This is a genomic window from Dolichospermum compactum NIES-806, assembly GCF_002368115.1.
Classification (GTDB): Bacteria; Cyanobacteriota; Cyanobacteriia; order Cyanobacteriales; family Nostocaceae; genus Dolichospermum; species Dolichospermum compactum.
In genome coordinates this window covers 86,890-98,865 of record NZ_AP018316.1, presented here as the reverse complement: position 1 = coordinate 98,865, position 11,976 = coordinate 86,890, and the positions used below count along the sequence as shown (strand labels likewise).

The 11,976-nt window shown below is 36.2% G+C and carries 10 protein-coding genes and 1 pseudogene; 5 read left to right on the top strand and 6 right to left on the bottom strand.

Annotated features, from left to right (window positions below; all coding sequences use genetic code 11):
- Positions 1-20: 20 nt before the first annotated feature.
- The 3 genes from CA730_RS00470 to CA730_RS00460 all read right to left on the bottom strand — a co-directional run bounded on the left by CA730_RS00470 (position 21) and on the right by CA730_RS00460 (position 1,707).
- A complete protein-coding gene (locus CA730_RS00470; protein WP_096662633.1) occupies positions 21-701 on the bottom strand; it encodes an SDR family oxidoreductase in 681 nt (226 codons plus the stop codon).
- Positions 702-753: 52 nt separating this feature from the next.
- On the bottom strand, positions 754-1,293 hold the full coding sequence (locus CA730_RS00465) for a hypothetical protein (protein WP_096662631.1): 540 nt from the start codon (positions 1,291-1,293) through the stop codon (positions 754-756).
- A 75-nt stretch (positions 1,294-1,368) separates the two neighbouring features.
- A complete protein-coding gene (locus CA730_RS00460; protein WP_096662629.1) occupies positions 1,369-1,707 on the bottom strand; it encodes a hypothetical protein in 339 nt (112 codons plus the stop codon).
- A gap of 789 nt (positions 1,708-2,496) precedes the next feature.
- Between CA730_RS00460 and CA730_RS00455 the strand changes: the two genes are divergently transcribed.
- A complete protein-coding gene (locus CA730_RS00455; protein ID WP_096662627.1) occupies positions 2,497-2,865 on the top strand; it encodes a pentapeptide repeat-containing protein in 369 nt (122 codons plus the stop codon).
- Positions 2,866-2,966: 101 nt separating this feature from the next.
- Here CA730_RS00455 and CA730_RS00450 read toward each other — a convergent pair whose 3' ends face one another.
- The 3 genes from CA730_RS00450 to CA730_RS00440 all read right to left on the bottom strand — a co-directional run bounded on the left by CA730_RS00450 (position 2,967) and on the right by CA730_RS00440 (position 8,492).
- Positions 2,967-3,782, bottom strand: coding sequence for a DUF1838 domain-containing protein (locus tag CA730_RS00450; RefSeq protein ID WP_096662625.1), 816 nt, complete (start codon positions 3,780-3,782; stop codon positions 2,967-2,969).
- 116 nt (positions 3,783-3,898) lie between these two features.
- A complete protein-coding gene (locus CA730_RS00445; protein WP_096662623.1) occupies positions 3,899-7,066 on the bottom strand; it encodes an efflux RND transporter permease subunit in 3,168 nt (1,055 codons plus the stop codon).
- 121 nt (positions 7,067-7,187) lie between these two features.
- Positions 7,188-8,492, bottom strand: coding sequence for an efflux RND transporter periplasmic adaptor subunit (locus CA730_RS00440; RefSeq protein WP_096662621.1), 1,305 nt, complete (start codon positions 8,490-8,492; stop codon positions 7,188-7,190).
- 424 nt (positions 8,493-8,916) lie between these two features.
- On the opposite strand from CA730_RS00440, the gene CA730_RS00435 reads away from it, so the two are divergent.
- The 4 genes and pseudogenes from CA730_RS00435 to CA730_RS24790 all read left to right on the top strand — a co-directional run.
- Positions 8,917-9,321, top strand: coding sequence for a helix-turn-helix domain-containing protein (locus CA730_RS00435; RefSeq protein ID WP_096662619.1), 405 nt, complete (start codon positions 8,917-8,919; stop codon positions 9,319-9,321).
- A gap of 177 nt (positions 9,322-9,498) precedes the next feature.
- Positions 9,499-10,194 (top strand): hypothetical protein, encoded by a 696-nt coding sequence (locus CA730_RS00430; RefSeq protein ID WP_096662618.1) that lies wholly within the window; start codon positions 9,499-9,501, stop codon positions 10,192-10,194.
- A gap of 60 nt (positions 10,195-10,254) precedes the next feature.
- On the top strand, positions 10,255-10,722 hold the full coding sequence (locus CA730_RS00425; protein WP_096662616.1) for a hypothetical protein: 468 nt from the start codon (positions 10,255-10,257) through the stop codon (positions 10,720-10,722).
- Between the two features lie 41 nt (positions 10,723-10,763).
- Positions 10,764-11,976: pseudogene (locus CA730_RS24790) on the top strand (CHAT domain-containing protein); the annotation flags it as partial.

Genomic DNA, 11,976 nt, shown 5'->3' with positions numbered 1-11,976 from the left:
GTCCTCAAAATTAACAACAACTAATCTAAATTAAATTCCACAAATTCCGGTAATCCTGGATATACCATATTCCGATCTATGGCTGAGAAAATCTTATTATTAGTATGATCAGAATTTAAACAGCGACAAACTAATTGGGCAACATCGGCACGATGAATAGTCCCCACAATCTGAGAATTTTCGGTGATAATTCCGTTGTTGGTTGCTGGTTCTGATTTTAAACCACCAGGACGGATAATTGTATAGTTAAGTCCACTGGAAATTAAGTATTGTTCTGCTTTTTCTTTTTCAATTAAAACTGGTTTGAGTGCTGCTAAAGCTTGGGGCGGTAAAGCCACCACACTATCACCACTACCAATGGAAGTCACCAAAATAAACTTTTTGACTCCCACCTTAACTGCGGCATCAATGAGGTTTTTATTACCGATATAATCAGGTTTGATATTATCTGTAGGTAAACCACCTAATGTACTGATAACGGCTTGAATAGGTTCGTTTCCTAAAATTGCCTTTTCAACATCAGCCACATTTAAGGCATCTCCTAAAACTGGATAAACACCCATTGCTTTTGCTTCCACAGCAGCGGCTTCTGTTCTTAAAAGGGCTTTAACTTGAATTTGTTGTGCTATCAAATATTTAGCGATTTCTTGGCCAACACCGCGACTAGCGCCAGCTAGAAAAATGGAAGATGAGATTGACATAATTAGTCTATAAAAAAGATGCTATGTTTACATTTAGCACAAAACTGTCATTTTAGAATGGGACTATTTCAAAGGCAAAAGTACCAATTAAACGTTCATCAATATAGACTTCTATTTGATGTTTACCCAAAGGATCTCCAGCAGCAATAGTCCAAAAATTTTCAATTACACCATTCACAGGTGTTACTGTGCGGGTAGAAGTTGCTGTTCTTCCATCTTTTGATATGGAGAAATTTTTATTATTTTCTGTTGTCCAAGTTTCGGGGGCTTGTGGTAAAGTTAAAACTTCACGCCATTTAACTTTACCTTTGATGTTACCTTGATAATTATCAAGTGTAATTCTCCAACCATAAGCATCACCTTCTTTTAAGGGAACTGTAGTTGTTGGAAAAAAATTGACTTTCCCTTCTGGGTTGACTATCTTTACGCCAAATTTACTATTATTAATAACTATTTGCTGATTAATAATTGGTTTATCATAATTTGTTGTACTTGCTGCCAAAGCTATATGAGACTTATGGAAAGCCGGAGTTATCATCGGCAATATCAAAGAAGCTGAAACTAATAGAAACTGGAAATTTATAATCTTCATCAACTTTATTTTCTAGTAAATAAGTAGGATACAAAATGTATATATCCTACTCGAAAAAAATATTTTTGGCAATAGTTAATCTTCATCAAGCGCAGGTAAGAATTCTTCAAATTGCCACAATTGATCTTTCTTTTCTAGAAACCAAATTCGAGTTTCTGTGGTTAATTTACCCCAGATGACATCAACAGGAACATGGGGAGAAGCATATTGAAACTCTTCACCAATAATTCTGAGATTATCCTCTATATTCCGAGGAATACCAAAATCTTCCCAATCAATTTTGACATTTCTGCCAGTAACTCCCGCAGTCGGATCAAAAACTAATTGTGCAGTTCTGATTAAATCGGCAAAGTGTTGTGCTTTTAGTCCAATTACTTCTTGGATTTGAGGTGATTGTTGAGGATCTTGAGACATTTTCGCTGGAGTTGTGTAGATGTATAATTTAGAAAAATTACTGCCAGAGATGATCCCAGTATTTCTATTTTAGCTCAAAAAATCCACAATAAATCAATATTTTCAAGTTAATTATGCAATTTCTACAAAAACTGCAACTTTGACTTCGATAATCATATTACAGACAAATTAACAATAATTGTAAGTGTAGCAGCAAAAATAAATACTGATTACATAAAAACTAGGATACTAGAAGCTGCTGTCATTTAACAGCTTATTAGCTTGTGCAATTGTCAAGAAATTTTTACTCTAGTCTAAATATAATTATGGCAACTCTGACATCTTTATACAGGAATCCTGCGATATTTACTATTTGACCGTGTTTGATTAACTACTATTTACTAGGATTCATTTTTAACTAGTGTCAGTTCAGAAAGTGTCACTCCCTACACTAGCCATTTGATTTTAAAAGAGATATCCTTAGTGAATGCAAGGAGTGATACCACTTCATTTTATATTTGTTACAATTTTCCTGGCGTTGCTTATACTTTCTGTTATTTAAGTCGCAGGTTTCAAATGTCACAATAGTAGTGAATTGGTAGAAAGTTATACGGGGAACGCTTGAGTTAAAAACTCAGGCGTTTTTTATGTGTCAAATAGATGCATTTCCACAAATAGTATTAATTTACTAGTGTTCGATAATACTACTTAGAGTTTGTATCGGCAAAAATTTTTGTGCTGAAAAAACACCAATAAATAATTTAAGCAGTATTCTGAGGATAGAGGTTTTGTTGCTCAAGTAGGTTAGATATGGAAACTGAGGAACTAAAACGGCGTTATCTTGCGGGTGAAACATATTTTGTTTCTGCCCAACTCATCAAAGCTAAACTAATTAATGCTTATTTACCAGGGATTAATCTATGGGGAGCAGATTTAAGTGAAGCTAACTTAGCTAAAGCTAAACTTTGGGGAGCAGATTTGAGTAGAGCAAATTTAGCCAAGGCAAATTTGACAAGAGCAAATTTATCCGGTGTTAATCTCACTGAAGCAAATCTTCGAGGTGCTAGGCTGCATTATACCAAGTTGTATGGCGCGAATTTAAATCGTGCATATTATGATGAAAGCACCAAATTTCCGAGGAATTTTGATCCTCTTAGTCACAATATGCAAAAGTTGTAATTACAGCAGGAGTCAGGAATAAAACTGTCTTTATGTATAGGTTTCAATTTAGATCCTGTACCTTATTAATCTGCAATTTGCTGCAATTCTGTAATTGTCAATTAAACTTCTTCTGGTGCTGGTATGGGGAATATTTCTCCAGCTAAATATGCGGAAAAATGCTTTTGAAAATAAAGCCAAGATGTCATATCTTCCCCCTGAATATAACTTTTTGGTGCTGCTTTATATAAAGGAACGCGAGTGTTAATTTCCTGTTGTAAAATTGGATGTAATTCTGTTAATCCACTAACTTTTTTACCTGTAGCACTGTAAATTAAATAACCAGGATGTTCACCCATTTTCATCCAGGGCAACCATTGACCAATTCTATCCCAAGATATGCTTAATTGTGTAACTGAATTTAATTGTGAATTTTCTAAATCTGCTGTAGGAACAGAGATTTTAAATAATTCTGCTGCTTGATAAATTCCTCCTGGACAATAATCAGCAAATTCAGGATTTTCGGCTAAAGGATTGGTATAATTAGGAAAGATATCAAATACAAAATTAGTTTTTTCTCCCGCTAATTGCACAGGTAATTTACCTTTAAATTGACCCTGAACAGGACTATTGGCAACGTGCATAACGGTCACTGTTTCCTGTGTCCAAGGATTTTCCCATTTATGTAAAATCTCTTTGGTTTCTGGGTTGAGGTAATAGGTTAATTCTCTAGAAGTAAAATCCCAACTACCTTCACCTGTGGGTATACACCTACTCACACTCATTCCCACAATTTTAAATAATAGTTGTCGTTTTTCGCCAGGAATAAAACTATAAATATTCCCTGTCCAACTCAAAAAATTCGACTCGTTGACATCTAGAGAAGCACGGGTTTTAATCCATTGCTGAACATCTACTAATTGAGTTTGGTCTCTCATTATATGTCTCCTTAAATGCTAAAACAATTGGCTTTATTTTCCCTTTTAACTAATGTTGGGTTTCACTTTGTTTAACCCAAACTACACAATTTTACTTCACGGTGGTACTAGAAATACTATCTTAATGAAACATGATCTTCTTCTTGCATTTCTAAATGGGGAGAATGATGAACAGGTTGCAAACTTTGGCGAATTGTCCCAATGATAATATAAAGGATTGGCACAATAAACAAACTCAAGAAAGTCGCCACAAACATTCCCCCAAATACCGCAGTCCCCAAAGATTGGCGACTTGCTGCACCTGCACCTGTAGCAGTTGCTAGGGGAAAAATTCCTAACAAAGTCGAAAAAGCAGTCATGAGAATGGGACGTAAACGACCTTGTGCTGCTTCTACTGCTGCTTTGGTAATTGATAAACCTTGACTTTCTCGCAATTGATTAGCAAATTCCACAATTAAAATTGCGTTTTTACTGGCTAAACCAATTAACATGACTAATCCAACTTGGCAAAATACATCATTATTTAAACCCCGTAATGATTGTGATGCTAAAGCTCCCATAATAGCTAAGGGAACTGACAACATAATAATCAAAGGGTCAACATAATTTTCATATTGAGCAGCTAAGACTAAAAAGACGAAAAGTAATCCCAAACCAAAAATGATTGGTGCTTGTCCACCGGATTCTTTTTCCTGAGCAGCAATACCTGACCATTCATATCCCATGCTTGTGGGTAATATCTTTTTAGCTAGTTGTTCCATAGCTAAAGTTGCTTGTCCAGAACTAGTACCAGGAGTAGGAGAACCGTTAATTTCAATGGAACGAAATAAGTTGTAATGATTAATAGTTTGCGCTCCTGTTGTGGGAGTTAATTTTACCAAACTACTCAGAGGAATCATCTGATTAGTTGCAGAACGCACATTTAATAAACCAATATCATCAGGATTGGAACGAAACTGAGCATCTGCTTGGATATATACTCGATATGTGCGGGAAAGAAAATTAAAATCGTTGACATATCTTGAACCCAAATAAGTTTGCAGGGTTTTAAAAATATCGTCAATGGAAACTTGTAGAGATTTAGCTTTGTTGCGGTCAACTTCAATTAGGATTTGCGGTGTATTGGCTGTAAAGGTGCTAAATACGGCTTGCAGTCCGGGGGTTTGATTTCCCTGCATCATGAACTTACCAACGGTTTGCAGCATAGAATTTAAGCTGTTAGTGCCAGCTATGTCTTGTAATTGAAATTGGAACCCACTAAAACTACCTAAACCGCGAATTGCGGGGGGGTTAACGGGGAAAACTCTAGCTTCGGTAATTCCTGAAAAGCTTTTTCTTAAATTACCAATAATGGCTTGGATTGATTGATTTGGTTGTTTGCGTTCGTCCCAGGATTTGAGAGTTGTAAAAATTACACCGCTGTTAGCCGTGCTACCACTAAAACCAAAACCACCGATCGCAAATGTCCCTGTAACTTCTGGTAATTTGAGGATTGTTGCTTCTACCTCACTCATGACTTTACTGGTGTATTTGAGTGAAGAACCTTCTGGACCTTGAATAATGGTAATGAAATAACCTTGGTCTTCGTCGGGTAGAAATGCTGTGGGTACGGTCATGTACAGCCAAGCGGTGAAACCTAATGAACCGATAAATAACAGGAGAATAATCGCTTTTATTCTCGTCAAAAATCTTAAAGAGCGCTCGTATCCCCAACCCATGGCTTCTAAAAACCAGTTGATCCGACCGAATACCCAACCAAAAATCCCTCTAGGTGCGGGTCTTTGCCGCAACAATAAGGCAGAAAGAGAAGGGGTGAGGGTGAGAGCCAAAAATGTGGAAATGGCGATAGAAAAGGCAATTGTCAGGGCAAATTGTTTGTAAATTTGTCCAGTTGCACCGGGGAAAAAGGCGACGGGGACAAATACCGCCATTAATACTAGGGAAGTAGCAATTACAGCCCCAAATAGCTCTTGCATGGAGACTGAAGCGGCTCGTCGCGGTGTCATTCCTTCTTCTTGAATTAAGCGGGAGATGTTTTCTACGACAATAATTGCGTCATCAACTACCATTCCTGTTGCGAGGGTTAAACCGAACATGGTTAAGGTGTTGATGGAAAAACCAAAGGCTTTGACAAAGGCGAAAGTCCCCACTAATGAGAGCGGAATGGTGATCACAGGAATTAATGTGGTGCGCCAATCTTGTAGGAAAATAAAGATAACGAGAATTACCAGAGCGATCGCCTCTAGAAGAGTTTTTACCACTTCTGCCAAAGATTCCTCTACAATCGTAGTGGTGTCAAATGCCACTTGATATTTCATCCCTGGCGGAAAGCTTTGGGATAATCGCACCATTTCCTTTTTGACCAAATTAGCAACGTTTAAAACATTACTTCCCGGTGTCGGAAATATCCCAATCCCTACACCTTCATTCCCCTTAAACCGGAGAAATGAACTATAGTTTTGCGCTCCCAATTCCGCCCTTCCCACATCTTTCAACTTAATCAAACTACCGTCACCAGCAGTTTTAATTACCACATTTTCAAATTCCTCAACCTCCGTCAGCCTACTAACTGCCCTCAAGTCAATTTGATACATTTGACCATCAACGGCTGGCTGTTGTCCAATTTGTCCCGCACCTACCTGTAAATTTTGTTCATTCAGGGCATCAATAACATCATCAGTAGTTAGATTCCGACTAGCCAATTTATTGGGGTCAAGCCATAGACGCATTGCATAGCGACGTTCACCAAAAATCCGCGCCTCACTGACACCTTTAATGCGTTTGAGGGCATCTACTAAATATAAATCTGCATAATTACTTAAAAAGACATTATTTAAGGCTTTGTTGTCACTGTACAAACCGATCGCTAACAGGATATTGTTAGACTGTTTACTCACAGTCACTCCTGTTTGCTTCACCGCTTCTGGTAACTGGGGTTCAGCCGAGGTGACGCGGTTTTGCACATCAACGGCGGCAATATCTTTATCCCGTGAAGCATCAAATGTGACAGTAATGGTACTACTACCATCATTACTACTGCTCGAAGTCATGTATTTAATGCCTTCGACACCGTTAATTTGCCGCTCTAAAATCGTTGTGACGGTACTTTCAACGATTTCCGCACTAGCGCCAACATAATTAGAAGAGACGATAATCTGCGTAGGACTAATTTCTGGATACTGGGCTGTAGGCAATGTGGGAATACTGATTGCACCAACAAGTAAAATGATAATAGCGCAGACACTAGTAAATACAGGTCGCTTAATAAAGAAGTTAACAAACATAAATTGGTAATTGGTAATTGGTGATTGGTGATTGGTAATTGGTAATTGGTAATTGGTAATTGGTAATTGGTAATTGGTTATTCTTCCTATTCCCTCTTAACTGTCACCTGTCAACTGTCACCTAATTTTCAGGAATTATTGGCAATCCGTCTCGGAGATTTTGTATTCCTGAAACAATTAATTTTTCATCTCGTTGTAATCCCTCAATTACTTGATAATCATTCCCCTTAATATTTCCTAACTTCACCTGTTTTTGTTTAGCTATTAATTGAGAACCACCTTGAGGATATTTTCCAGTTTCGGCTACAAATACAAAGGTTTCTCCAGCGATTCGAGATATTGCTGTTGTGGGAATTAGCACTCCAGAACGTTGATTCCAAATCACTTTAGCCCGAATTAATTGATCTGCTCGTAGTTGCCCATTATCATTGTTATAAAGCGCTTTAACTAAGATTGATTGAGAATTATTTGTTATATTAGGAGAAATAAAGAAGATACTACTATTACCAATGATTTTACCTTGGGCATTAATTAATTCAACTGGTAATCCTAGACGTAATTGCGTACCTTTTTCCAATGGAACCGGAATTTTAACGTCCAAAGGTCGGTTTTGGGTAATAGTTGCTAATGGTGTGGAAGTATTCACAAAATCCCCTACTTTAACGGGAACATCACCAACAGTTCCCGCAAAAGGAGCAGTTATTTTATAATATTGCAGTTGAATTTGTTGTTGTCTAATATTGGCATCAGCTTGTTGTAAAGATTTTTCTACCTGGGATATGGTAGCTATTTGAGCTTGAATGCGGGAATCTACCGCCCCTAGTTGGGCTTTTGCTGTCGCCAGTTTGTTAGCATATAAATCTTGAGTCTGACGAGATACAGCCCCTTGTGCAGCTAATTCAGAATAACGCTTATACTCTTGTTGACTTAAGCGCACATTTGCAATATTTGCTAGTCGTTCTGCTTGTAAAGATTTAAGAGTAGCGCGAGCATTTTCTAGTTGCGCTTGCGAACCTTGACCAGCAGCGGATAAACTACTAACTGCGGCTTGTTGTTGTCGAGAATCTATTTGCAGAATCGCAGTCCCGGAGAAAACTGTATCTCCTGATTTCACGAATATTTGCGAAACCTGACCTTGAATTCTCGGTTGGAGATTGACTGAACGCCGAGATTCCAGACGGGCTATATATTCCGTACTATCTTCGACTGTACCTGTTTGCACTGGGGATAGTTTCACCTTAACCCCTGGAGGTGGAGCATTAGCTACTGCTGGACTTGGTTTTTCAGGATGTAGCAATTTCCATGCTATCCCGCTGACACCCCCAATTAATAACAGTGCGGCCAATAGCAACCGCGTCCACCGATTGGATTTAGGGGGAGACGGGGGAATTTCTTTAACATCAGTTTGAGGCTCAGGTAATGACATAGCTGATAACAAGTTGAAGGAATGAATAGTTAAAACTCTATGTGTATGATATTAATTTTGAAACTTCTAATTTATGATGGACTGACAAAAATATGTATTATCTAATCTAAATATACAGGCTTTACATTTTTTTACAATCTATTGGCAAAATAATTATCTTGATGATCAATTTCTGAATTTAGTCATAGAGAAAACATTATCTACTTTAGCTCACCTCGAATATAGAAACAGCCTGATTTCCTTGTCACTGTCTTGAACTCAGGATTTATGCCATTTAACGAATAGTAAATTTGTTCTATTAAACTAAGTGCTGATTAATGCTTGTTTCTCTTTCGCAGGTCGCACCCGGAAATAGGAAAATTGTCTAGGCTACTCTTTCCCCGGCTAGAATTTGACTTAAGCTGTTATTAACATCAAAATCAACATGATTAATAAATTAACACAACGGTTATTGACTTTGGCTCTTATTTTTGCCATTACCTTTTTCTCCTGGGAAGTTCCTTGTGCTTGGGCAAGTCACTTCTTCACCAACTCTGGAGAAATTAGCGATAATATCAGATTATCTGAATATGATTTTACTCCCCAAGAAAATCAGGCAATACAAGCTGTTCGTCAGCGGCGAAATAAAGAAATTGCGGCAATTTTAGATTTATCTCAACGTGATTTGCTTGCTCACGAATTACACAATGGTGATAATATTGATCAAGCTTTGGAAGCATTAAATTTAAGTTCTGAACAAAGAGAATTAGTAAATTCTATAAATGTCTTCACTAATTTGAAATTGAAGGGTATTTTTTCCCGTCATAGTTTACTTGATAGTCATAGATAAGGTTAGGGATTGGTAAGTTATGCCAGTTGTGGGAAATATTATTTTTCTTGCAACTGGTAATAAATGCAGGAAAATAATTTATATAAATAAGTTAGGAATTTGATTAAATAACTTGATAAAGTTATTAAATAATTGTAAAATACCTAAAATAAACTCGATTTATCAGGGGTATATTTTTTGCAATCACTAAAGATTAAGGAAAAACTCAATTCACTTATTGAGGAAGCGTCTACCGTAGATCCCAATCTAGCAATCAGATTAAACCAGATTAACCTCTGGATAAAAGATTTTAAACCTGGTACACTAATTTCTAAAAAATTTGTAATGTTATTTTTGCAACAGTTTATTCGGGATGCTGAAATTCATCTTGATATAAAAAGTTTAGCTTCTGAAGAAGAACAGCAAGCTTTTTATCAAGCCATGACACCTCCTGAAAAATACTGGTATAGTGAATTATTCCCCAAATGGTTAAGTAATTATGATAAAAACTTTTATACTTGGAGAAAAAAATTAATGGCGGGTGATTTCAGTCAGGAAGATGGAAAGTTAATTGACTCCATCGCTAATTCTATTAGGCTGCATGGTGGTAAAACTTTACAGCGATACATTGTAGATTTTTCTATGGCAACTGATATAATTGTTAGTAGCACGCACGAGAACCCGCTTTGTATTCAACTTACTAGCCAATCTCAAGAATTTTCACAAAAAAAATCTGATGATTGGGAAAATAATCTAATTTTATGGGGAATAGAAAGAGGATTATTTTTAAGTTATAATCCGGGTAGAAGTAATTTTATAAATCAGATAGTTAATATAGCTATAGATAAGAGTGATAATCTTAATATAGGCATTTATCAGAAATTGAATTTATAGTTTAAATCAGTTGAATTAATGGTTTTTGTAGAGTAATTCTTTTAAAAGAGGTGAGTGATTATGGTTAACCAAAAACTAACTGAACGTCAACAAAGATTAGAAAATTTTTTACAACATATAGAGGCAGCCCGTCAATTAGAGCATGATATTATGAAACATGGGCTAGATGCAGCCTATTTGTATTGTGATGATGTTGAGGGTGATTGGTTAGATACTTGGGGAGATGATAATGATGAACCAACTTATATAGAAAAGATGACAACTTTTTTAGAAAGTGATGATGCGGTTGCGGTAAAGGTACGGGAAAAGTTACAGAATAAATCTGTTTCAGAAATTATTGAAGGTTTAGAATATTGTTTGAGTCAATTAACAGAGAATCAGAGAATTTTTGCTGCTAAGGATTTGTTAGTTAATGGTGTTGCGGTTGCAGGAAGTAATCGCAATTCTAGTGATGAAGGGATTGATGAAACTGATTTGTTAGATTTGGCGGAAGATTTGTTAGAGAAGTTGACAGAGATTTTGGGGTAAATAAACTTGTTAAAAAATAGCCATATATTAGGGTGACATAAATGGATGAAGTAAGAAAACAAGCTTATTTTGATTTAATTAATAAATTTCTTAATTCTTCAGAACCAATAACTGTAGCAGAACACCAATATCTGAGAGATATAAATTTTGCTGAAACTCTTAAACAAGTCGCTGCTGGTATGGGAGCAGATGGAGAAGAAGAAAATGCACTTTTTTTGTTTAATCTTGCTGATACAATTTATGGTTTAATAGGTCAAGCTTCATTAGCAACAACCCATAATGGACTAATGGGAATGTTATTAGAAGCAATTCATAATGAAGAAAAAAATCCCTCCTTAGTTTACTCGATTCTTAAAATAAATATAGAGAAACTCAATGATAAATTAGCTGCTTTTATAAAAGTGTGGGCTAACGCAATTATAGAAGAAAAAATAATTCCACCAGAAATATTTGCAGTAGATATTAGTATTGTTAGTAATCGAATTGCTGCATTTACTTCAGGAAATCCAGAAATAAATATAGAAATCGCTATTGCTGGATATGAAGTAGCCCAAAATATTTTTAATCCTGAAATTTTTCTGCAAGAATGGTTGATAAATCAAAACAACTTAGCAGCAACTTATCTAGATCGTATACGAGGAGATAAAGCGGAAAATTTGGAATTGGCTATTGCTATTTTGCAAAGTTGTTTACAAGTTACTCAGAAAGACAATTTACCCGACGAATGGGCGAAAACCCAAAACAATCTAGGATGTGCATATATCAAGCGGATAAAAGAGAATAAAGCAGAAAATCTGGAACTGGCTATTACTGCTTTAAACTTAGCTTTAGAAGTGCGGGATAAAGACACATTTTTTATAGATTGGGTTATGACTAAAAATAATCTTGCACTTGCTTACCGTGAAAGACTTAAAGAAAATAAGTCTGAAAATCTGGAGTTAGCTGTAAATACGTGCCAAGAAGTTTTAGAAGTTTCAACACTAACATCTTTTCCTAAGCAGTGGGCTGAAACTCAAGAAAATTTAGGAAATGCTTATCGCTATCGCATTAAAGGTGATAGAGAAGAAAATATAGAATTGGCTATAAACTGTTATCAACAGGCTTTGAAAGTTTTTACACAGACAGACTTTCCTAAAGAATGGACTAATGTACAAAATCATCTGGGACTTGCTTATCTGGAGATTTTTAGAGAAGATAGAGAGGAAAAAATAGAATTAGCAATTGCTTGTTTTAACCAAGTTTTGGAAATTTTTA